Here is a 21,066-nt window from a genome sequence, read left to right as displayed (position 1 = left end):
GCCCGAGGGCGCCCGCCGTCAGGTCTTCTCGACCTGACCGAATTCCAGATCGACCGGCGTGGAGCGACCGAAGATCAGCACCGAGACCTTCAGGCGGCTCTTGTCGTAGTCCACTTCTTCGACCACGCCATTGAAGTCGTTGAAGGGGCCGTCGATGACGCGCACCACTTCGCCCGGCTCGAACATGACCTTGGGACGCGGCTTCTCCACGCCCTCCTGCATGCGCTGCAGGATGGCCTCGGCCTCCTTGTCGGTAATCGGCGCGGGGCGATCGCCAGTGCCACCAATGAAACCCATCACCTTGGGCACATCCTTGACCAGGTGCCAGGTGTCATCGGTCATCTCCATCTGCACCAGCACGTAGCCCGGGAAGAACTTGCGCTCGCTGCGCCGCTGGGTACCGCCGCGCATCTCGACCACCTCTTCGGTGGGCACCAGAATCTCGCCGAACAGGTCCTCCATGCCCGCGCGCTTGATGCGCTCTTCCAGCGAACGCTTGACCTGCGACTCGAAGCCCGAGTAGGCGTGTACCACATACCAGCGCTTGGCCATATCAACCCCGCTCCGTCGCGTAACGCACGATGGTGAACAGTATGGAATCGACTGCCCACAGGAAGAGCGCCATCACCAACACGAAGATCACGATGATCAGCAGGGTCTGCAGGGTCTCCTGGCGGGTGGGCCAGACGACCTTGCGCACCTCGGTGCGCGAATCGACGGCGAAGCGCCAGACCTCGCGACCAACACGCGTCTGCACCGTGACCAGCCCCGACACCCCGACAGCCACCAGCAGCCCCAGCAGCCGCATCCAGGTAGGCTGATCCTGGAACTGGTAGAAGCCGACGATACCGACCACCAGGATGGCGATGGCCAGGACCAGCTTCAGGGTATCGGCGACTGAACCGCCCTCGTTGTTTGCTTCTGCGCTCATGCTCTGCCGAATATGGCAGGCCAGGAGGGACTCGAACCCCCAACCTGCGGTTTTGGAGACCGCTGCTCTACCAATTGAGCTACTGGCCTAACGTTCTGTCGGCCGGCCGGCAAGATCGCCAGCAGACCGCTCGTAAACATAAACGAGCCGGCCCCGTCCAGGGCCGACTCGCACACCGCGGATTTCCGCTCAGGCGATCACTCGATGATCTTGGAAACCACGCCGGCGCCGACGGTGCGGCCACCTTCGCGGATCGCGAAGCGCAGGCCCTCTTCCATCGCGATCGGCGCGATCAGCTTCACCGTCATCTTCACGTTGTCGCCCGGCATCACCATCTCCACGCCTTCCGGCAGCTCACAGGCCCCGGTCACGTCGGTGGTGCGGAAGTAGAACTGCGGACGATAACCGTTGAAGAACGGCGTGTGACGGCCACCCTCGTCCTTGCTCAGCACGTAAACCTCGGCCTCGAAGTGCGTGTGCGGCTTGATCGATCCCGGCTTCGCCAGCACCTGACCGCGCTCCACCTCGTCACGCTTGGTGCCGCGCAGCAGCACGCCCACGTTGTCGCCGGCAACGCCTTCGTCCAGCAGCTTGCGGAACATCTCCACGCCCGTGCAGGTCGTGCTCTGGGTCTCGCGCAGGCCCACGATCTCGACTTCGTCGCCAACGTGGATCTTGCCGCGCTCCACACGACCGGTCACCACGGTACCGCGACCCGAGATCGAGAACACGTCTTCGATCGGCATGATGAAGTCACCGTCGATCGCGCGCTCCGGATCCGGAATGTAGGTGTCCAGCGCCTCGACCAGCTTGTCGATCGACTTGGTGCCGATCTCGGAGTCGTCACCTTCCAGCGCCTTCAACGCCGAGCCGATGATCACAGGCGTGTCGTCGCCCGGGAAGTCGTAGGAGTCGAGCAGCTCGCGGATCTCCATCTCCACCAGCTCCAGCAGCTCTTCGTCGTCGACCATGTCGGCCTTGTTCATGTACACGATGATGTACGGCACGCCGACCTGGCGTGACAGCAGGATGTGCTCGCGCGTCTGCGGCATGGGACCGTCGGCCGCGGACACCACCAGGATGGCGCCGTCCATCTGCGCCGCGCCGGTGATCATGTTCTTCACGTAGTCCGCGTGGCCCGGGCAGTCGACGTGCGCGTAGTGGCGCTTGTCCGACTCGTATTCCACGTGGGCCGTCGCAATCGTGATGCCGCGCTCGCGCTCTTCCGGGGCGTTGTCGATCTGGTCGTACGCCCGCGCCTCACCGCCGAATTTCTTCGCCTGGTGGGTGGTGATCGCCGCGGTCAGCGTCGTCTTGCCATGGTCAACGTGACCAATGGTGCCGACGTTGACGTGCGGCTTTGTACGTTCGAATTTTTCCTTGGACATTTCGCTACTCTCGAAATCAAGTTGACTAACAACACCAACCGCGCTGACCCGCAGCTAACGGCAAACAATGGAGCCCAGGAGCAGATTTGAACTGCCAACCTCACCCTTACCAAGGGTGTGCTCTACCGACTGAGCTACCTGGGCCAAAAACCTGGGACGGCGCGCCTGACCGCCCTGAAAGCTGGAGCGGGTGATGGGAATCGAACCCACATAGTCAGCTTGGAAGGCTGAAGTTCTACCATTGAACTACACCCGCGCTGAAACCGATTCGCCCATCGGCGCCGCCTTCGCGCCTTGCGCGCAGCAATCCGTTGCCCGCGCTGCTCGAACCACCCACCCCGATTCGGTGGTCCGAACCCACCCCCCTCAAATCACGGGGATGGCTCGCAATCTGGTGGAGGGGGGTGGATTCGAACCACCGAAGGCTGAGCCGTCAGATTTACAGTCTGATCCCTTTGGCCACTCGGGAACCCCTCCCGAAAAAGAGGCGGTATTCTCGGGGAAGCTTCGCGCCTTGTCAACAGCCGCTGCTCGATTTTTCGCTCGCCACCAACCGTATCACGCTCTGTGCTAGCATGCGCGCGCGCCATCGAGGGGTGTGAAGCATACAGGAGTACAAGAGTGAAAGTCGCCATCTTTGGCAGTGGTTACGTTGGCCTGGTCACCGGGGCTTGCCTGGCGGAGGTCGGCAACCAGGTGATGTGTGTGGACGTGGATCCGGCAAAGATCGATCTGCTCAACAACGGGGGAGTGCCGATCTACGAGCCGGGACTGGACGAGATGGTGGCACGCAATCGCGCCGCCGGGCGCCTGCACTTCACCACCGACGCAGCCAAGGGGGTCGATTTCGGCCTGTTCCAGTTCATCGCCGTGGGCACCCCGCCCGACGAGGACGGCTCGGCCGACCTGCAGTACGTGCTGGCGGTGGCCGAGACCATCGCGCAGCACATGGATGACTTCAAGATCGTCGTGGACAAGTCCACTGTTCCGGTTGGCACGGCGGACAAGGTTCGGGAGCGCATCAGCGAGGTATTGACCCGGCGCGGAGTACAAATAGAGTACGATGTGGTCTCCAACCCTGAATTTCTCAAGGAAGGGGCCGCCATCGACGACTTCATGAAACCCGATCGTATCGTGGTGGGTACCGAGAACCCCCGCTCCATCGAGGCCATGCGCTCGCTCTATGGCCCCTTCAACCGCAACCATGAACGCCTGCTGTTTATGGACGTGCGTTCCGCCGAGCTGACCAAGTACGCCGCCAATGCCATGCTGGCAACCAAGATCAGTTTCATGAACGAGCTGGCCAACCTGGCGGAGATCCTGGGTGCGGACATCGAATCGGTGCGCGTCGGCATCGGCTCGGACCCGCGCATCGGCTACCAGTTCATTTACCCGGGCTGCGGCTATGGCGGCTCCTGCTTCCCCAAGGACGTCAAGGCCCTGGTCAATACCGCGCGCTCGGTCGGTTACGATCCGCAGCTGCTGCAGGCAGTGGAGGACGTCAACGCGCGCCAGAAACAGGTGCTGTTCCGCAAGATCAGCGAACACTTCGGCGGCGATCTCGCGGGGCGCACCATCGCCGTGTGGGGCCTTGCCTTCAAACCCAACACCGACGACATGCGCGAGGCCTCCAGCCGCACCCTGATGGAGGCCCTGTGGGCCGCGGGCGCCCGCGTACGCGCCTTCGACCCGGTGGCACGCGACGAGGCACGGCGCATCTACGGCGACCGTGAAGACCTGGTGATCTGCGAGACCGCAGACGAGGCCGTGGAAGGCGCCGACGCCCTTGCCGTGGTTACCGAATGGATCGAGTTTCGCAGCCCCGACTTCGAGGTACTCGCCGACCGGCTGGCCGCGCGCGCCCTGTTCGACGGCCGCAACATCTACAAGCCCGAGACGGTACGGGCAGCAGGACTTGCCTACTACAGCATTGGGCGCCGTCCGATCACTTCTACCTGACCCCGTTCTCACATCCCGGGCCAGAGGAACAATGGCCCGGGGTCATAAAAGCACTTTGCTACATCTATAAAAAATACCATCCCCGGGATAACCCCAACTAGGTAAAAACCCTCTATTGGAGCCCTCCAGGCTTCCGCTATTCTTTGGATCGCGCACGAGCGGCTTCCGCCTTGCGTGCGGCAACGGCCACAAGAAGCCGGACCCGCAACCGCGCTGACCACCGGCGCAACACCCTGTCGTATCACAACAAACCTGGAGAGGAAGCGCCATGGGTCACCCCATTCGCATCCGCGCAGCCACTGCCTGCGCTCTCATTGCCGTAACCACCATGGCCAATGCCAGCGTCACCAAGGATCTGCCATATCCCAGCGGCGGTAACCTGACCGCCGACCAGATCATCGAGCAGACCTATTTCGTCAACCATTTCTATGCTTTCAAGAACTACGCCATCGTCAAGAAGGGGCGCAAGATCACGGTGTTGTTGAACAAGGTCAAGGGCAAGAAGCCGACAGCGACCAGCCTGGAGCGTTATCTCAACAACGAATACAACGACGGGGTCATCAAGGCCCGCGACATGGCTATCTTCCGCTCCGGCAAACTCAAGGGCACCGGCATGCTGGTCACCGACTATGTCGATGACAACAAGAGCCAGAGCTACATGATCTGGTTGCCCGCACTGCGCAAGATCCGCCGTTTCGCCCAGCCCGCGCACGATGACGCCTGGGGCGGCTCCGACTTTACCTTCGGTGACGTGGTGCTGCGCAAGCCCTTCCACGAGACCCACGAACTGCTGGGCAAGGAGACCTTCGGCGACTGCCTGGGCTTCATGAAGATCGCCGACAACGAGCAGACCCGCTACACCCGGAACGTGCCCAAGCAGGGCTCCTGCTCCCCCAAGGGCAAGGAAGTCTACAAGGTCAAGAGCACCACCAAGTTCAAGAACTGGTGGTACGACTACCGCATCAGCTACATCGACACCAGGACCTTTGCCGACTACCGCACCGAATACTTCAAGGACGGCAACAAGATCAAGGTCATCGACCGCGACTGGGTCCCGCTGGGCAAGGGCGACGACCCGCGCGCCGTGGGCTGGGGCTACTGGTACGGCACCACCTTGGCCACCGGCCACGAGACCTGGGCCGTGATCCCGTCCGAGGTCAACCAGGTGAACGCCAAGTACAAGAAGGACTGGTGGTCAGAGAAGACCCTGCGCAAGCTCAAGCGCTGAGACAACAAGCGGTTGCCGGGGCGGATCTCCCGCCCCCGCGACCCGATAACTTCGTGACGCACGACACCACACAACCACGGCGCCCAGCGCCAAGGGAGAGAAATCACATGTTCAAGAAGTCCTTGTTGGGCAGCGCGGTCGCCCTTGCGATCGCCCTCCCGAACATCGCCACCGCCGAGGTCGAGACCTCGGTCATCCTGAAAAACGAGACCGCCGTCTTCTTCAAGCAAGGCATTCGCACCGGTGAAGCCACCTCGACCCTCGACCCTCGACAACAAGGGGGACGGGCGCAAGATCGGCAAGTTCGAGAACTCCGCCAAGATCTTCTTCAACGGTGACATCGGCGAGGAATCGAGCTGGCACGGCGAGCTGAACCTCGTGTATGACGCCGCCGCCGAGTCGGGCTACAAGGGACACAAGAACTACACCCAGAACGACTGGTTCCGCGAGCTCTACGTCGACACCACCGCCGGCGGCTGGGACCTGCGTCTGGGCAAGCAGCAGGTGGTCTGGGGCACCGCCGGCGGCTGGGACCTGCGTCTGGGCAAGCAGCAGGTGGTCTGGGGCACCGCCGACGGCATCAAGCTGCTCGACATCATCAACCCCACCGACTGGCGCGAGTTCGTGCAGAACACCATGGAAGACTCGCGCATCCCGGTCTGGATGATCAACGCCGAGCGCAACGTGGGCGAGAACGGTAACGTGCAGTTCATTGTCGCTCAGTCCGAATCCAGCAAGATCCCCGGCCTGACCAACAGTGGAAATCGTGGTGCAGCGGTAATCTACAACGACCCCTTTGGCACTGGAGGTCCTGGCAATCCACCAGGAACTGTTCCTCCAACTCCCAGTGACAATTCTCAACTGCGTGGCTCCGCCAGCGGCCACCCCTTCATCATGAAGGGCGTGGATACCATCATCGGCCGGGTCAACGGCTTCTTCAATATTGGAGCCGCTATGGGCGCAGTAACCGCAACTTTCTATGGCAATGGAACAACCGGCACTTTTACAAACCCCCTAGCGGGCGCCAATCCTGCCCAACCAGAATTTGCAACTGTTGGCGCTTACACTTCCGGGTCATATGATTGGGACGCTACCAATCCCTTTAACAGCTATAACTGTGCTGCTCCAGCAGGAACCACGGGTGATCCAAACGCTGTCACGGTTAGCGGTGCAAACTGCCTTTCTCAATTCACCCAAGCCACAAACCAGTTCATAACAAATCTAGTTGACACCTCTACTGTAGTTGATCAAACAGGGACGGTGATCGGCACTACCGGCGCCGGCTGGAATCCAGCCAGTCCCAATTCCACTTGGGAATATATGACAAACGCCACGTTCGCCACATTCAACACCTACGTGGGCATGACAACCCGTTATCACCGCAAGGAACCGAAGAGCACGGATGCCAACTTCGGTATTCGCTACCGGAGCAGTCTGGATAACGGCCTGAATTTCGGCATCAACTATCTGTACGCTTACGACCCCAACCCTGTAGTAAACATTCACTGGGAAGATGGCACGGGAAAAAGACTGGCTGTTAACGAGTATACGACAAACGCCGGTACAACTATTGTGCAGCTCACAGATCTACCCGGCATTGCTGCGACAACGGGATATGGGGCCAACGTCCAATACACACCCGGCAATTATGCTACTGGCACCCCTGGCGTAGACATGCCTTACGATGTCGGCACCGCTATTGCGAATGGTGGCGCACCAATTCTGGTATTCGAAGAAAAACTCACGCGCGTCCATAATATTGGCGGCTCCTTCGACTACGCTTTCGACAACGCCGACCAACCGGTGGTGTTGCGCGGTGAATTCCTTTATCAGAAAGACGTGCACCAACCAATCGTGGATCGCAACGCCTTGGCCCGCGGCAACCTGACCGCTGCATTGACCACGAAGCCGAGCGACTTCGTCAAGTACGTGATCGGTGTAGACACCACGGTGATGACCAACCTGTTTACCAGCTTCCAGTTCATCCAGTTCATCCAGTTCATCCAGTTCATCCAGTTCATCCAGTTCATCCAGTTCATCCAGTTCATCCAGTTCATCCAGTTCATCCAGTTCATCCAGTTCATCCAGTTCATCCAGTTCATCCAGTTCATCCAGTTCATCCAGTTCATCCAGTTCATCCAGTTCATCAATCTGGACTTCGTTGACAAAAAGGTCGATGGAAATGGGTCTCCCTGCACTACTGCCAACTGCGGACGCTACACCGCCAACCCGGCCACCATGCACCTGACCAACGGGTTGCAGAAGGGCCGCAAGACCCAGGAGTTCTACTCCTTCTTCCTCTCCCGGCCCTTCGGCGAATCGGATCTGGGCCGCTGGAACAACATCGTCATGTACGAGGAAGGGGGCGGCTTCTGGGATCGCCTGGACGCCGAGTACTCGCTGTCGGACGAGCTGGTGGTGACCGGCGAGATCAACATGTACTGGGGCGACCAGGACACCATGTTCGGCCAGTTCAAGAACTCGTCCAACATCCAGGTGGGCCTGAAGTACATCATCGAATGATGCGGCCGCAGCTCGCCTGAGCATTCGAGGGCGGCGCACGGTTTCGGCTGGCGCCGCCCTTTTTGCCCCTGCATCGGAGGAAGGACCTGCCCCCACCTGGACGGGTGCAGTAAAGACAACAACGAGTAGAGACGCATGAGTACTGACAACGAATACAAGTTTGCGGACCGCTACGCGGACTTCATGCTGAGAAACCGCTGGGTGCTGATCATCGGCCTGATCGTGGTCACGGTGCTCGCGGCGCTGCAGATTCCCAATCTGGACATCCGCAACGACCCCGACACCCTGTTACCCCCGAGCAACCGCTACGTGGCGACCAACGCCTATGCCGAAGAGAAATTCGGCATGGGCAACCTGATGGTGTTCGCCCTCAAGGTGAAGGAAGGCGACATCTGGCAGCCCTGGTTCATCAACAAGATCCAGGAGATCCACAACAAGCTGGAGGCCCTGCCGACCTCGCGCCCGGCGAACTTCATCGACATCGCGGCGCAGAAGATCAAGTACATGAGCACCGACGAGAACGGCCTGGTGTTCAAGCGCCTGATCCCGGTGGAAGGCATCAGCAACGACCCCGAGGTAGCGAAGGAACAACTTGCCTTCCTGCGCGAGGGCGTCAAGACCAACCCGGTGATGGCCCCCATGCTGGTGTCCATGTGGGGACCGGACGGCAAACGCTGCGCCTACGAGGACTACCACAAGGACGAGTGCGTGGCCAAGGCGGCCTACGTGATCGCCGACTACACCGACGAGGTGAAGGAGATGTACCCGCCCTGGGTGCGTCAGGTGCGCGCCATCATGGACGAGGTAGCCCAGGACGACCGCGTCGAGCTGTACGTTGCCGGCGAGCCCTATTTCCTCGCCTGGATGTTGCAGGACCTGGTCAACAAGTGGTGGCTGTTCGTGCTGTCCATCCTGATCGTGGTCGCGGTGTTGTGGATCGAGTTCCGCAACTGGCGCGGCGCGATCTTCCCGCTGATCGGCGTGTTCATGACCATCATCATGACCCTGGGCCTGATGGGCCTGTCCGCCTTCAAGCTCACCCCCATGCTGCTGCTGGCCATCGGCATCGGCCACTCGGTACAGGTCACGCGGCGCTTCCTGCTCGAGCACGGCAAGAGCGGTGACTGTGACGCGGCAGCGCGCATTGCCATCGGGCACACCATCATCCCGGCGACCCTGGCCATCGTCACCGACATGGTCGGCTTCGCGACTCTGGCCACGGTGGACATCTCCTTCTACAAGGCCTACGCCTACTTCGGGATGTTCGGCATGCTCACGCTGCTGGTGACCACCACCACCCTGACCCCGCTGCTGCTCACCCAGTTCCCGCCTTCGCAGGAGGAATGCAAGAACCTCGAAGGCCACAGCTGGGAGAAATCGGTGGGCGGCTTCATCACCCGGCTGATCAGCGGCCCGGGCAAGTGGATCCCCATCGGCGCAGTGGCTGCCATCATGGTGGTCTCGACCTACTACACCAACCTGTTCAACTGGAAGGGCATCCCCGAAGACCAGGTCAAGCTGGAACAGGAAGGCGACATCATGCCGGGGGTGGAGAAGGGCATCAACTACGCCCGCGCCGCCTTCAAGGGCAGTTCGCAGACCTGGAAGGACCTGGTGGTGCTCAACAGCATCATGCCCGGCGTGATCTCGGTGTCGATCCCCATCCGGGGCAAGGAACCTGTCGCCCCCGATTGTGTGGACAACTACTTCCCGGACGAGGTCTACGACATCGAGGACCCGAAGGAGAAGGCCCAGCAATGCGCCCTGTACAAGCAGAAGATGGGCTGCTGGGACGAAGAGGCCTGCGGCCAGCAGGGCGTGTTCAACAAGGCCGCACTGCATACCGACATCGAGAAGTTCGACAACTGGCTGCGTGCCCACAAGTACGTCGGCTATACCGGCTCGTACACCCAGTACATCCGCCTGATCAACATGCTGCTGGCGGCCGAGCAGGGCGAGAAGCCCGACGTCAAGGACCTGCGCGTGCCCAACGAGGCCTACCTGAAGGCCATCGATCCCGATGACGACCGCAGCCCGGACGAGATCATCGAGATGTACAACGGCCTGCTGGAATCCATGACCGGCGCAGGCGAGATGGACTCCTTCGTCAACACCCAGACCTGGAACGAAGGTGTGGTGCTGGGCTTCATCAACACCATGGACCCGCGCGAGACCCACGAGGTCACCATGGACATCCAGAACTACATCGAGGAGCACAAGAACGGCCCGGGCTTCCGCCTGGTCAACTTCGGCCTGCGCTGCGGGCCGGCCAGCGATCAGGCCAAGTACGAGGAATGCGACCAGCGCCTCGGCCAGGAAGGGTCGAACTACGTCAAGCCGGGCATCGGCGGCTTCCTCGGCGCCACCGAGGCCACCCGCGAAGTGGCCATGGACAACTGGCTGATCAGCCCGCTGCAGACCGCACTGGCAGTGTTCGTCATCACCACCCTGATGTTCCGCTCGGTGCCCGTGGCTGCCATCCTTGTCGCCACCCTGATGGTGACGCTGTATGCGCAGTACGGCCTGGGCGGCTACTTCACCTCAGTGGAGAAATGGTCGGGCAACCTCGCCTTCCACCTCCTGGTGACCCTGTCGATCGCCATGGGCCTGGGCGTGGACTACGGGATCTACATGATCTCGCGCCTGCGTGAAGAGATGACCACCACCGGCGGACGCTGGGCCGATGCCCTGAGCAACACGCTCAACACCACCGGCTCGGCGGTCATCCTCTCGGTGGTGGTGCTGCTCGGCAGCTTCATCCCGCTGGTCGGCACCGACCTGGCCAACACCTGGGGCCTGGCGGTCTACATCAGCGAGGCGCTGGTCATCGACGTGATCACCGCCCTGATGGTGCTGCCGCTGCTGGTGAAGTGGCTCAAGCCGAGATACGTGTTCCAGGGATAACAAGAACGCCCCGGCCCTGCCGGGGCTTGCGACCGTTCGGCCCGCCTCGGCGGGCCTTTTTGTTGTCTGCGGTTCGGCTCGGGGACGGATCCCCTACCGCATCACCTCGCATCAAATACAGCTGCAGGAGCGGCGCCCCCGCCGCGAGCCACCTCTCCGCGAACAATTCGGTCCAGTGAAGGGCCTCCTGCACACCGAATCAGCTCCCTCGCCGCGACGTCCTCAGGTCGTGGAATGGATCGCCTGCATGGCCGTTTGCAGGTCTCCGGCCTGCACCAGCGGCCAGTGACGCTCCAGCTCGTCGAGACCGCGTTCGATGGCCTCCTGCTCGATCTTGCCCGGGCGGGAGAGGACATGATCGGTCACCGCATCCCGGTGCCCCGGGTGACCGATGCCGATACGGGCACGCACAAAGTCCTTGCTGCCGAGCACAGCGATGATGTCACGCAGGCCATTGTGGCCACCATGTCCCCCGCTGCGTTTCAGGCGGAAGGTCCCTGGCGCCAGGTCCAGATCGTCATGGACGACCAGCAGGCGCTCTGGCGGGATCCGGTAGAAACGAGCGAAGGCGCCGACCGCGCGACCACTGTGATTCATGTAGGTCATGGGCTTGAGCAGCCAGCACTCACCCGTCTCGGTGCGAATGCGCGCCACTTCGCCGGAAAACTTGTTCTCGGCACGCAGCACCGCGCCATAACGCCTGGCCAGGCGATCGACGAACCAGAAACCCACATTGTGCCGGGTATCTGCATACCGGGGGCCGGGGTTGCCCAGGCCCACCACGCACTGGATGGCATCGCCTTTCATCTTCTGCTTCCTCGCCGGATATGAAAACGGCGGCCAGGGGCCGCCGCTCTCTCAGCCAAACTGTCGGCGCATTACTCGCCTTCGGCCTCGCTTTCTTCCTCACCACCTTCTTCGGCAGCAGCGCCGCGCGCAGCGTGGATGTTGACCACGGCCATGTTCTCGGACTCCTCGCCGTGCGACAGGGCGGCCAGTTCCACACCTTCAGGCAACTTGAGGTCGCTCAGGTGCAACATGTCACCGATCTGCATGCCACTCAGGTCTACCTCGATGTACTCAGGCAGGCTGCCGGCCTCGCAGATGACCTCGACATCGGCCAGCATGTGCGAGACTTCACCACCGGCCTTGACGCCCGGCGCCTTGTCCTCGTTGATGAAGTGCAGCGGCACGTGCATGCGGATGGCGTCGTGCTCGGACACGCGCTGGAAATCGGCGTGCAGGACAAAAGGCTTGGCCGGGTGGCGTTGCAGGTCCTTGAGCACGGCCTTGACCGGCGTGCCGTCGATCTCGATGGTCAGCACGCGCGAGAAGAAGCTCTCGTCTTCCAGTTCGTGCACCAGCTCGTTGTGCCGGGTGGCAATCATCTGTGGTTCCTTGCCCCCACCATAGAGGATGCAGGGCACCATGCCCTCGCGACGCAGGCGGCGGCTCGCACCCTTGCCCTGCACCTCGCGAGTGACGGCTTTCAAATCGACTGTATTGCTCATTGCGAACTCCCGTTCTCGTGTAACGGCCCTGTCCGCCCGCGACCAGGCACTGGACAGGACCCCTGAATGCAGGCTCGCGCCTGCGCCTTGATCCGCCCGCTGCTCAATCGACGAACAGCGAACTGACCGATTCCTCGTTGCTGATGCGGCGGATCGTCTCGGCCAGCAGGCCGGCGATCGAGAGCTGCCGGATCTTGCTGCAGGCCTTCGCCTCCTTGCGCAGCGGGATGGTGTTGGACACCACCAGCTCGTCCAGGTCGGAGGCCTGGATATTGCTCACCGCCGGTCCCGACAGCACCGCGTGGGTGCAATAGGCCACCACCTTGGCCGCCCCCGCGGCCTTGAGTGCACCGGCGGCCTTGCACAGGGTGCCAGCAGTATCGACCAGATCGTCCACCAGTACGCAGGTGCGTCCCGCCACGTCGCCGATGATGTTCATCACCTGCGCCTCGTTGGCCTTGGGCCGGCGCTTGTCGATGATCGCCAGATCCGCGTCGTCCAGGCGCTTGGCCAGCGCGCGGGCCCGCACCACGCCACCCACGTCCGGCGAGACCACGATCAGATAGGGATACTGCTGGCGCCAGATGTCGCCCAGCAGGATCGGCGACGAGTACACGTTGTCCACCGGGATGTCGAAGAAACCCTGGATCTGGTCGGCATGCAGATCCATGGTCAGCACCCGGTCGGCACCGGCGGTGGCAATCATCTTCGCTACCAGGCGCGCGGTGATCGGCACCCGGGCCGAGCGCGGCCGCCGGTCCTGCCGCGCATAGCCGAAGTAGGGGATGACCGCAGTGATGCGCCGCGCCGAGGCCCAGCGCAGGGCATCGATCATCACCAGCAGTTCCATCAGGTTGTCGTTGGTCGGCTCCGAGGTCGGCTGCACCACGAACACGTCGCGGCCGCGCACATTTTCCTCGATCTCGACCATCACCTCGCCGTCGCTGAACTGGCCGACCACCGCCTTGCCCAGCGGGATGCTCAGATAGTCGGTGATATCGACCGACAGTTCGGGATGTGCGTTCCCCGAAAACACCATCATGCTGCTGGCGGGCATGTCGTTCTCCGCTAGGTATCAGAGACGAAGAAGGCCGCGCCCCGGCGACCTCTCTTTTGTGGCGGCCCCGCAGCCGCCCTGTCTGCTTGTGCTGTCGCTGCCGGCCTGCGCTGCGACCCTTCAAAGTATGGCTGGGGTGGCAGGATGGCTCGGCTTCGCCCCGGCCCTTCGGGCCGCCGCCTGCGGCGGCGCGCTCCGGCGCTGCGCGCCTCTGTCGAACCCCTACGGTTCGAACCCTGCCACCAGGATACTCCCAGCGCGGCCGCTACGCGGCCGTTTCCAAATATGGCTGGGGTGGCAGGATTCGAACCTGCGCATGCCGGAGTCAAAGTCCGGTGCCTTACCGCTTGGCGACACCCCAGTTGTTCAGTCGTGCTCAAGCCGCCCTCGCAGGGGAGAGCGGTTACACCCGCGCGCCACCCAGGCCTGCCAGTCGGCCGGCACCTGCTGCCGGACCTGTTCTGCCGCACTGGCCGAGGCAAACTCGGCGAACACGCAGCCACCGGTGCCAGTCAGCCGAGCCTCGGCACGTTCTTCAAGCCATTCAATGACTTGCGATACTGCCGGATAGCGCTCGCGGACGACGGGAAGACAATCGTTGCGCCGGTCGCCCGCAATAAAGGCGCGTATTATGATCGGGCGGGAATTTCTTGTCAATTCCGGGGCGGAAAATACTTCGCCGGTCGCCACGTGGCAATCGGGTGCGATCACCAGATACCAGGGCTCGGGCAACGCGATGGGGCGCAGGCGCTCCCCCACGCCCTCGGCCCAGGCGGCGTGCCCGTGCACAAAGATGGGCACGTCGGCCCCCAGGCGCAGACCCAGGACGGCCAGCTCGGCGTCGTCCAGACCGCAGCCCCACAGATGATTGAGCGCATGCAGCACGGTGGCGGCATTGGAACTGCCGCCGCCCAGGCCGCCCCCCATGGGCAATCGCTTGCGCAGGGCGATATCCACACCTGGCGCCACACCGGCGTAGTTCCGCAACAGGCGCGCCGCGCGCACCGTGAGGTCAGCCTCGGGAGCGACCCCCGGCAGCGGGTCGAGCCGCCGAACCTTTCCGTCTTTCCGCACCCGGAAGTCCAGCTCATCGCACAGATCCAGAAACTGGAACACCGTCTGCAGCTCGTGATAGCCGTCGGCGCGGCGGCCGGTGATGCGCAGCATGAGATTGAGCTTGGCCGGCGCCGGCCAGCCGCGCGACCAGTCGCTCATGACCCGGATTCGAGCAGGCGCTGCCGCAGGCGCGACAGATATTCGTCGGAGGCGCCTTCCCGCAGGGCCTCCTCGAGCAACCGGCGCGCCTTGCGGCGTTCGCCCAACGCCCAGAGCACCTCGATCAGGTGACCGGTGATCTCGGCATCGTGATCCCGCTGCCAGGCACGTTGCAGGTAGTCGCGCGCAGCTTCGAGCTGCCCCAGGCGGTACAACACCCAGCCCATGCTGTCGAGCACTGCGGGCGAGTCCGGCTTGAGCTGCAGGGCCTGCTCGATATAGCGCCGCGCCTCCTGCAAACGGACGTTCCGCTGGGCCAGCATGTAGCCCAGGGCGTTGAGGGCATCGGCGTGCTGCGGGTCCTGCTTCAGCACCTGCCGAAAATCGCGTTCCATGGCCGCATGGTCGCCGACCTCGGAATAGTAGAGCCCACGCCCGTAGAGCAAGTCGGTGTTACCAGGCAGGGCTTTCAAAGCCTCCTCGTAGAGACCAAGAATTTCCGCACGATTCGCGCCGTGCTGCCGCAGCAGCTCGATCTCGGCAAGATAGAGATCGGCCTTGCGCTTGGGCACCGCCTCGCGCGCGCGCCGCAGCAGCTGACGAGCCTCGTCCAGGCGCTTGACGTCTTCCGCGATCAGGACGGCGGCGCGAATGGTCGCGTCGGCCCGCAGATCACCCTGATTTACGCTGCGATACAGCCCGATCGCCGTGACCTTGTTGCCGCTGGCCTCCTCGACCTGCCCCAGGAAATAGGTCGCGTCGTTGGCGAATCGCGGGCTGCCCCGCAACGCCTGCCACAGCCGCCGCGCTTCTTCCCAGCGCTGCTGCTGCGTGGCCAGCATGGCGTAACCAAACAGCACCTGGAGATCCTTCGGGTCTCGCCGGTACAGTTCGCGAAACTGCGCCAGCGCGTCTTCGTAACGCTCGGCAGCCACCAGCAGGCGGGCACGACTGAGCCGCAGGCGGCGATTGCCCGGATGGTGATCCAGCGCCTGCTCCAGCACATCCAACGCCGCATCGCGCTGCCCCCGGGCGATCAACACCCGAGCCAGCAGGGACCAGGCCTCCGCCCGTTCCGGCGTTCGGTGCAGCACCTGCCGCAACAGGCTCTCGGCCTCGGGATAGCGATGCTGTGAGGTCAGCAGCAGAGCCAGACCGTAACGCGCACCCGCGGCGTCCGGCGTCTCGCCGGCCAGCTGGCGCATCAGCGCCAGGGCACGACCCTTGTCCTGTTCGCGCGCCAGGGCGCCGGCCACCAGCAGATAACCGTCCTTGCCGAGGGCATGGGCGATCTCGAGCATGGCGCGGAACTGAACCAGGGCGCCGGCAGACTGGCCCGCGCGCAAAAGGGCCAGCCCTAGAAACTGACGGGCCGCCAGGCTGTTGGGCGCGAGTTCGACCCAGAGACGGGCCGCTCGCTGCGCCAGCCCCATATCCTGCACATGCCAGGCGATACGCGTGGCGCGCTCGGCGGCATAAGGGTCGCGGGCCCGCTCCGCCGCTTCGAGGTAGGCCCTGGCCGACTTGCCGAAATCCCCCAGGCACGCACCGATCTCGCCGACCAGGTAGTCGAGCAACAGATCCTGGTCGAGCGACACCGCGGGGCGCTCTGGCGCGGGAAACGGCAGTGCCTTCGGAGCCTGCCGTGCAGCTGTCGCGGCTTCGGACGAAACATCGGGACGCTTGGACAGCATGCCCCCGCCACAGGCGCTCAGCACCAGGGACAGGGTGATCGGCAAAAGACGGCAGGGGGACTTCATCGGATCAAGATTACCGGAAGGAAACCATAAAGCAACGCGAAGGCCTCACGAGACGATCGGCCGGGAGACCCGCGAAGCCCCGCCTCGAAGAAAAAATGGTGCTAGGCTCCCGACGGGCGTTCGCCTTTTGCGCGATTACCCGGCCCCGACAACACGACAACCACCATCAAGGTGAGGAGGACCAAGGATGAAAGGAACCCGACTGCTGGCGGCCACCCTGGCTACCGTACTCGGCGGCGCCAGCCTGGCCGCCGGCTTCGACGACTCACGGGTCTCGATCTACTATCGACTGCCCTTCGACGGCGGCGCCCACCACCCGGCAAGCTATGGCCTCAGCCTGGACCAGTCCCTGCGAACCGGACCTGGCCAGCCCGTACTGCAGCGCAACCTGGTCGACTTCCGCTTCCAGGAAGGCCAGCTGCACAACCTGCGGTTCAACGGCATGACCCTGCTGGTGCGGGACCCGCGCAGCAACGACCTGACCCTCGGCGGCACGGAGATCGGCACCGGCGCGGCCCTGCTGCTGGGTGGTGCCATCATCGGTGGCACCCTCTGCCTGACCCAGAACCTGATCTGCGAGGACAATGACTCCCCGCCCCCTCCACCACCCCGCAACGACTTTCAGGCATGAACCATAGCACCGACCGGCCGGAGCCCCTCCGGTCGGTCGATGACCATCACTCCCCCACGCATTCCCGCTCACACAAACGCCGAACACACGGCAGGGATCGCGCGTCCGGCATCACACACATCGGACATTGCCTTGCATTCAACTCATTGATAATCCAAAATTTCCGGTCCCAAGGCCGTAGCCAGAGACATTCCCGCCCCGCCATGACCCTGCTCACCGTCGGTCTCAATCACACCAGCGCGCCGGTTGCCATCCGCGAACGGGTGACCTTCGGGCCCGACATCGTGGTCGGCGCCCTGCGCAACCTGCGCGAGCGCCCCGGGGTGAACGAGGCGGTGATCCTCTCCACCTGCAACCGCACCGAGGTGTACTGTAACGTGGACGAGGACCAGGTCGAGCAGGTGCGCTGCTGGATCGCCGAGTTCCACGGCCTGGTGGTCAACGATATCGCCCCCTACCTGTACGAACACCGTGACGACGAGGCGGTGGCCCACCTGCTGTCGGTGGCCTGCGGCCTGGATTCCATGGTGCTCGGCGAGCCGCAGATTCTCGGCCAGGTGAAGGCGGCCTTCCAGACCGCCACCGATGCCGGACACACCGGCAAGACCCTCAAGCGCCTGTTCCAGCATGCCTTCAACACCGCCAAGCAGGTGCGCACCGACACCGCCATCGGCGACAGCCCGGTATCGGTGGCCTTCGCCGCGGTGAGCCTGGCGCGACAGATCTTCTCCGACCTGGCCGACCAGACCGCGCTGCTGATCGGCGCCGGCGAGACCATCGAGCTGGCCGCCCGCCATCTGCACCAGCATGGCATCGGCCGCATCATCGTCGCCAACCGCACCGTCTCTCGCGCGCGCGAGCTGGCCGAGGAGTTCAGCGGCTATGCCATCGGCCTGACCGAGCTGCCTGCACACCTGGCCGAGGCGGACATCGTCATCGCCTCCACCGCCAGCCCGCTGCCGGTACTGGGCAAGGGCACCGTCGAGAGCGCGCTCAAGCAGCGCCGGCACCGCCCGGTGTTCATGGTCGATATCGCGGTGCCGCGCGACATCGAACCCGAGGTAGCCAAGCTGCGCGACGTCTATCTCTACACCGTGGACGACCTGCAGGAGGTGATCCAGGAGAACCTGCGCTCGCGCCAGGAGGCGGCCGAGCAGGCGCGCGAGATCATCGACTTCCAGGTCCGCGAATTCCGCGCCTGGCTGGGCTCGCTGGACGCGGTGGATCTCATCCAGGACTACCGCGCCCATGCCGAGGGCCTGCGCGACGAGGTGCTGGCCCGGGCACGGCGCATGATCGAAGCCGGGCGCGACCCGCACGAGGTGCTGGACTACCTGGCCCACACCCTCACCAACAAGCTGCTGCACACCCCCAGCACCCAGCTGCGCCTGGCCGGCAGCAGCGGCCGGCACGAGCTGCTGGACGCGGCCAACACCCTGTTCCAGCTCGGCCACGACCGCAACAAGTCCTGAGCCAGCCATGAAACCCAGCATCCGCCGCCGGCTCGAGCAGATCGCCGAGCGCTTCGCCGAGGTCCAGGCCCTGCTCGCCGACCCCGAAGTACAGAACGACAACGACCGCTTCCGCGAGCTGGGCCGCGAATACGCCCGCCTCGAACCGGTCGCCGCTGCCTGGCGCGACTGGCTGGACAACGAACGCGAACGCGAGCAGGCCGAGGCCATGCTCGACGACCCGGAGATGGCCGAACTGGCCGAGGAGGCGCTGCGCGAGGCCCGCGAGCGCGCCGAGCAGCTGCTGCCCGAGCTGCAGCGCCTGTTGCTGCCGCGCGACCCCAACGACGACCGCAACGTCTTCCTCGAGATTCGCGCCGGCACCGGCGGCGCCGAGGCAGCACTGTTCGCCGGTGACCTGTTGCGCATGTACCTGCGCCATGCCGAGCAGCGCGGCTGGCGCACCGAGATCCTCAGCGAGAGCCCCGGCGAACACGGCGGCTACAAGGAGGTGGTGGCCCGGGTGAGCGGCCCGGAGGTGTACTCGCGGCTGAAATTCGAATCGGGCACCCATCGGGTACAGCGCGTGCCCGAAACCGAATCCCAGGGGCGCATCCATACCTCGGCCTGCACCGTGGCCATCCTGCCCGAGGCCGATGAGGTCGAGGCGATCGAGATCAACCCGCAGGAACTGCGCATCGACACCTTCCGCGCCTCCGGCGCCGGCGGCCAGCACGTGAACAAGACCGACTCGGCGGTGCGCATCACCCACCTGCCCACCGGCACCGTGGTCGAGTGCCAGGACGAACGTTCGCAGCACAAGAACAAGGCGCGCGCCCTGGCCCTGCTGGCCGCCCGTCTCAAGGACGCCGCCGAGCGCGAGGCCCGCGCCGCCGAGGCCGCCGACCGCCGCCTGCAAGTCGGCAGCGGTGACCGCTCCGAGCGCATCCGCACCTACAACTTTCCGCAGGGCCGGGTCACCGACCACCGCATCAACCTCACCCTCTACAAGCTCGACGAGATCCTGATGGGCGACCTCGATCCGCTGATCGAGCCGCTGATGCAAGAGCACCAGGCCGCGCAGCTCGCCCACCTGGGCGAGGAGGCATGAAGACCGTCGGCGACCTGCTGCGCGACGCGCGCCGACGCCTTGCCGACCCGGCAGAGGCCGAGATCCTGCTGGCGCACGCCCTGGGGCGCGAGCGCGCCTGGCTGTACGCCCACCCCGAGCATCCGCCCACGACGCAGGAACAGGGCCGCTTCGAGGCCCTGCTCGCGCGCCGCCTCGCCGGCGAACCGGTGGCCCACCTCACCGGTTGGCGCGAATTCTGGTCGTTGCCGCTGCGCGTGGACCGGCACACCCTGATCCCACGCCCCGAGACCGAGCACCTGGTCGAGTTCGTGCTCGAACGGCTGCCAGCCGAGCCCCCGCAGCGGGTCATCGACCTGGGCTGCGGCTGCGGCACCATTGCCCTGGCCCTGGCCCGTGAGCGCCCGCACTGGGAAATCCTCGCCAGCGACCGCAGCGGAGGCGCCCTGGCGGTGGCGCGCGACAACGCCCGACGACTCGGCCTGGACGTGACCTTTCTGCACGCCGACTGGCTGGCGGGCATCGTCGGGCCCTTCGACCTGATCATCAGCAACCCGCCCTACGTGGCCGAAGGCGACCCCCACCTCGAACAGGGCGACCTGCGTTTCGAGCCGCGCGGGGCACTGACCGCCGGCCCCGACGGCCTGGATGCCATTCGTCGCCTTGTCGCCCAGGCCCAGCCCCGCCTGCGCCCCGGCGGACTGCTGGCCTTCGAGCACGGCCACGACCAGGGCGCCGCCTGCCGGGAGCTGCTCGAACAGGCCGGTTACACCGAGGTGGCCACCGGTCTCGACCTGGCCGGCCTGTCGCGTTTCTCGCACGGCCGCCGCCGTACATGAGGGATTCCCCTATTGACGACCCCGTCTTGCGGGACCACGATTGACAATGAATCCCCCGTGACGGACTGGCCATGCGCTCCAATCCCGACAATCCGCTGAAGCTCCGCGAAATCAGCTTCTGCCACCTGCACCCCGACCGCAATCAGGCCGGCACCGCAGCACAGCTGCTGCGTGACTGCGAGGGCATCCTGCTGGCCGAGCGCATCGACGATACCCAGCTGCGCGTGGCCTACGACATTCATCACGCCACCCTGGCCGCCATCGAGGAGCTCCTCTAGGGCTTCGGCTTCCATCTCGACAACAGCCTGCTCTCGCGCATGCGCCGCGCACTGATCAAGTACACCGAGGAGACTCAGTGCATCAACCTCGGCTGCGAGGGCGGAGAGAGCAACTGCACCGTCAAGATCTTCATCAACCGCTACCTTCATCGCACCCATGGCTGCCGCGACGACCGCCCCCAGCATTGGCGACGTTATCTGTAAAATCCGCAGGCCACGGCCCGCTCCGAAGACCGCGCCAGTGTGTTCTTCACCCAGACAGGGGCCGTCCATGATCCTGTCAGGGTGAAACACCCCCGGA

General features: G+C 64.1%; 19 protein-coding genes, 5 tRNA genes and 1 other RNA gene. 11 read left to right on the top strand and 14 right to left on the bottom strand.

The annotated features are described in order from the left end of the window. Positions 1-18: 18 nt before the first annotated feature. From nusG to EBS_RS00880, 7 genes are all read right to left on the bottom strand, one after another. Positions 19-552 (bottom strand): transcription termination/antitermination protein NusG, encoded by a 534-nt coding sequence (nusG, locus tag EBS_RS00910; RefSeq protein ID WP_043106872.1) that lies wholly within the window; start codon positions 550-552, stop codon positions 19-21. 1 nt (position 553) lies between these two features. Beyond that, on the bottom strand, positions 554-931 hold the full coding sequence (gene secE / locus EBS_RS00905) for a preprotein translocase subunit SecE (RefSeq protein ID WP_043106871.1): 378 nt from the start codon (positions 929-931) through the stop codon (positions 554-556). A gap of 13 nt (positions 932-944) precedes the next feature. Next, a tRNA-Trp gene (locus EBS_RS00900) sits at positions 945-1,020 on the bottom strand. Positions 1,021-1,128: 108 nt separating this feature from the next. Next, positions 1,129-2,319 carry an elongation factor Tu gene (gene tuf, locus EBS_RS00895; RefSeq protein ID WP_043106870.1) on the bottom strand — a complete coding sequence of 397 codons (1,191 nt, stop codon included), beginning with the start codon at positions 2,317-2,319 and terminating at the stop codon, positions 1,129-1,131. 68 nt (positions 2,320-2,387) lie between these two features. Next, positions 2,388-2,463, bottom strand: a tRNA-Thr gene (locus EBS_RS00890). A gap of 38 nt (positions 2,464-2,501) precedes the next feature. Next, a tRNA-Gly gene (locus EBS_RS00885) sits at positions 2,502-2,575 on the bottom strand. 136 nt (positions 2,576-2,711) lie between these two features. Then, a tRNA-Tyr gene (locus EBS_RS00880) sits at positions 2,712-2,796 on the bottom strand. A gap of 144 nt (positions 2,797-2,940) precedes the next feature. Here EBS_RS00880 and EBS_RS00875 point away from each other — a divergent pair. The 5 genes from EBS_RS00875 (at position 2,941) to EBS_RS00855 (ending at position 10,933) form a co-directional block, all read left to right on the top strand. Further along, entirely contained in the window at positions 2,941-4,278 is a 1,338-nt protein-coding gene (locus tag EBS_RS00875; protein ID WP_043106869.1) for a UDP-glucose dehydrogenase family protein, read from the top strand. A 268-nt stretch (positions 4,279-4,546) separates the two neighbouring features. Further along, a complete protein-coding gene (locus EBS_RS00870; protein WP_052199172.1) occupies positions 4,547-5,506 on the top strand; it encodes an outer membrane lipoprotein-sorting protein in 960 nt (319 codons plus the stop codon). Between the two features lie 107 nt (positions 5,507-5,613). Beyond that, on the top strand, positions 5,614-5,844 hold the full coding sequence (locus EBS_RS13800; protein WP_148307595.1) for a hypothetical protein: 231 nt from the start codon (positions 5,614-5,616) through the stop codon (positions 5,842-5,844). Further along, the gene (locus EBS_RS13795; RefSeq protein WP_148307594.1) at positions 5,750-8,029 is read left to right on the top strand and encodes a DUF1302 family protein; all 2,280 of its coding nucleotides are present in this window, start codon (positions 5,750-5,752) and stop codon (positions 8,027-8,029) included. Before EBS_RS13800 ends, EBS_RS13795 begins: the two co-directional genes overlap by 95 nt. A 135-nt stretch (positions 8,030-8,164) precedes the next feature. After that, the gene (locus tag EBS_RS00855) at positions 8,165-10,933 is read left to right on the top strand and encodes an efflux RND transporter permease subunit (protein WP_043106866.1); all 2,769 of its coding nucleotides are present in this window, start codon (positions 8,165-8,167) and stop codon (positions 10,931-10,933) included. Positions 10,934-11,155: 222 nt separating this feature from the next. Here EBS_RS00855 and pth read toward each other — a convergent pair whose 3' ends face one another. The 7 genes from pth to EBS_RS00825 form a co-directional block, all read right to left on the bottom strand. Then, complete coding sequence (gene pth / locus EBS_RS00850) at positions 11,156-11,740, bottom strand: aminoacyl-tRNA hydrolase (protein ID WP_043106865.1); 585 nt, start codon at positions 11,738-11,740, stop codon at positions 11,156-11,158. Between the two features lie 71 nt (positions 11,741-11,811). After that, the gene (locus EBS_RS00845) at positions 11,812-12,444 is read right to left on the bottom strand and encodes a 50S ribosomal protein L25/general stress protein Ctc (RefSeq protein WP_043106864.1); all 633 of its coding nucleotides are present in this window, start codon (positions 12,442-12,444) and stop codon (positions 11,812-11,814) included. Positions 12,445-12,547: 103 nt separating this feature from the next. Further along, positions 12,548-13,501 (bottom strand): ribose-phosphate diphosphokinase, encoded by a 954-nt coding sequence (locus EBS_RS00840; RefSeq protein ID WP_043106863.1) that lies wholly within the window; start codon positions 13,499-13,501, stop codon positions 12,548-12,550. A gap of 128 nt (positions 13,502-13,629) precedes the next feature. Then, positions 13,630-13,757: non-coding RNA, RtT sRNA (locus tag EBS_RS13240), on the bottom strand. A gap of 30 nt (positions 13,758-13,787) precedes the next feature. After that, positions 13,788-13,862: transfer RNA gene (locus EBS_RS00835), tRNA-Gln, on the bottom strand. Between the two features lie 5 nt (positions 13,863-13,867). Beyond that, positions 13,868-14,716, bottom strand: a complete 849-nt coding sequence (ispE, locus tag EBS_RS00830) for a 4-(cytidine 5'-diphospho)-2-C-methyl-D-erythritol kinase (RefSeq protein WP_043106862.1) — start codon at positions 14,714-14,716, stop codon at positions 13,868-13,870. Further along, on the bottom strand, positions 14,713-16,476 hold the full coding sequence (locus tag EBS_RS00825) for a tetratricopeptide repeat protein (protein WP_081999750.1): 1,764 nt from the start codon (positions 16,474-16,476) through the stop codon (positions 14,713-14,715). Before EBS_RS00825 ends, ispE begins: the two co-directional genes overlap by 4 nt. 187 nt (positions 16,477-16,663) lie before the next feature. On the opposite strand from EBS_RS00825, the gene EBS_RS00820 reads away from it, so the two are divergent. The 6 genes from EBS_RS00820 (at position 16,664) to EBS_RS14445 (ending at position 20,969) form a co-directional block, all read left to right on the top strand. Beyond that, positions 16,664-17,107: a hypothetical protein gene (locus EBS_RS00820; protein ID WP_043106860.1), complete on the top strand. Its 444-nt coding sequence runs from the start codon at positions 16,664-16,666 to the stop codon at positions 17,105-17,107. 203 nt (positions 17,108-17,310) lie between these two features. Beyond that, on the top strand, positions 17,311-18,579 hold the full coding sequence (gene hemA / locus EBS_RS00815) for a glutamyl-tRNA reductase (protein ID WP_043106859.1): 1,269 nt from the start codon (positions 17,311-17,313) through the stop codon (positions 18,577-18,579). 7 nt (positions 18,580-18,586) lie between these two features. Beyond that, positions 18,587-19,669, top strand: a complete 1,083-nt coding sequence (gene prfA, locus EBS_RS00810) for a peptide chain release factor 1 (RefSeq protein WP_043106857.1) — start codon at positions 18,587-18,589, stop codon at positions 19,667-19,669. Continuing rightward, positions 19,666-20,487 (top strand): peptide chain release factor N(5)-glutamine methyltransferase, encoded by an 822-nt coding sequence (gene prmC, locus EBS_RS00805; protein ID WP_043106856.1) that lies wholly within the window; start codon positions 19,666-19,668, stop codon positions 20,485-20,487. Before prfA ends, prmC begins: the two co-directional genes overlap by 4 nt. Positions 20,488-20,558: 71 nt before the next feature. Continuing rightward, positions 20,559-20,765, top strand: a complete 207-nt coding sequence (locus tag EBS_RS14450) for a hypothetical protein (protein WP_231892823.1) — start codon at positions 20,559-20,561, stop codon at positions 20,763-20,765. 39 nt (positions 20,766-20,804) lie between these two features. Continuing rightward, positions 20,805-20,969: a hypothetical protein gene (locus EBS_RS14445; protein ID WP_231892822.1), complete on the top strand. Its 165-nt coding sequence runs from the start codon at positions 20,805-20,807 to the stop codon at positions 20,967-20,969. The last annotated feature ends 97 nt before the right edge of the window (positions 20,970-21,066 follow it).

It is taken from the genome of endosymbiont of unidentified scaly snail isolate Monju, from assembly GCF_000801295.1.
In the GTDB taxonomy this organism is placed as follows: Bacteria; Pseudomonadota; Gammaproteobacteria; order Chromatiales; family Chromatiaceae; genus MONJU.
This window is presented reverse-complemented; position numbering and strand designations above follow the sequence as displayed.

Coding starts and splice junctions, on each gene's coding strand:
- prmC (WP_043106856.1), top strand. CDS start 19,666: ATGAAGACCGTCGGCGACCTGCTGCGCGACGCGCGCCGACGCCTTGCC.
- ispE (WP_043106862.1), bottom strand. CDS start 14,716: ATGAGCGACTGGTCGCGCGGCTGGCCGGCGCCGGCCAAGCTCAATCTC.
- EBS_RS14450 (WP_231892823.1), top strand. CDS start 20,559: ATGCGCTCCAATCCCGACAATCCGCTGAAGCTCCGCGAAATCAGCTTC.
- EBS_RS14445 (WP_231892822.1), top strand. CDS start 20,805: ATGCGCCGCGCACTGATCAAGTACACCGAGGAGACTCAGTGCATCAAC.
- EBS_RS13800 (WP_148307595.1), top strand. CDS start 5,614: ATGTTCAAGAAGTCCTTGTTGGGCAGCGCGGTCGCCCTTGCGATCGCC.
- secE (WP_043106871.1), bottom strand. CDS start 931: ATGAGCGCAGAAGCAAACAACGAGGGCGGTTCAGTCGCCGATACCCTG.
- EBS_RS00820 (WP_043106860.1), top strand. CDS start 16,664: ATGAAAGGAACCCGACTGCTGGCGGCCACCCTGGCTACCGTACTCGGC.
- hemA (WP_043106859.1), top strand. CDS start 17,311: ATGACCCTGCTCACCGTCGGTCTCAATCACACCAGCGCGCCGGTTGCC.
- EBS_RS00840 (WP_043106863.1), bottom strand. CDS start 13,501: ATGCCCGCCAGCAGCATGATGGTGTTTTCGGGGAACGCACATCCCGAA.
- EBS_RS00845 (WP_043106864.1), bottom strand. CDS start 12,444: ATGAGCAATACAGTCGATTTGAAAGCCGTCACTCGCGAGGTGCAGGGC.
- EBS_RS00855 (WP_043106866.1), top strand. CDS start 8,165: ATGAGTACTGACAACGAATACAAGTTTGCGGACCGCTACGCGGACTTC.
- EBS_RS00825 (WP_081999750.1), bottom strand. CDS start 16,476: ATGAAGTCCCCCTGCCGTCTTTTGCCGATCACCCTGTCCCTGGTGCTG.
- nusG (WP_043106872.1), bottom strand. CDS start 552: ATGGCCAAGCGCTGGTATGTGGTACACGCCTACTCGGGCTTCGAGTCG.
- EBS_RS00870 (WP_052199172.1), top strand. CDS start 4,547: ATGGGTCACCCCATTCGCATCCGCGCAGCCACTGCCTGCGCTCTCATT.
- tuf (WP_043106870.1), bottom strand. CDS start 2,319: ATGTCCAAGGAAAAATTCGAACGTACAAAGCCGCACGTCAACGTCGGC.
- pth (WP_043106865.1), bottom strand. CDS start 11,740: ATGAAAGGCGATGCCATCCAGTGCGTGGTGGGCCTGGGCAACCCCGGC.
- prfA (WP_043106857.1), top strand. CDS start 18,587: ATGAAACCCAGCATCCGCCGCCGGCTCGAGCAGATCGCCGAGCGCTTC.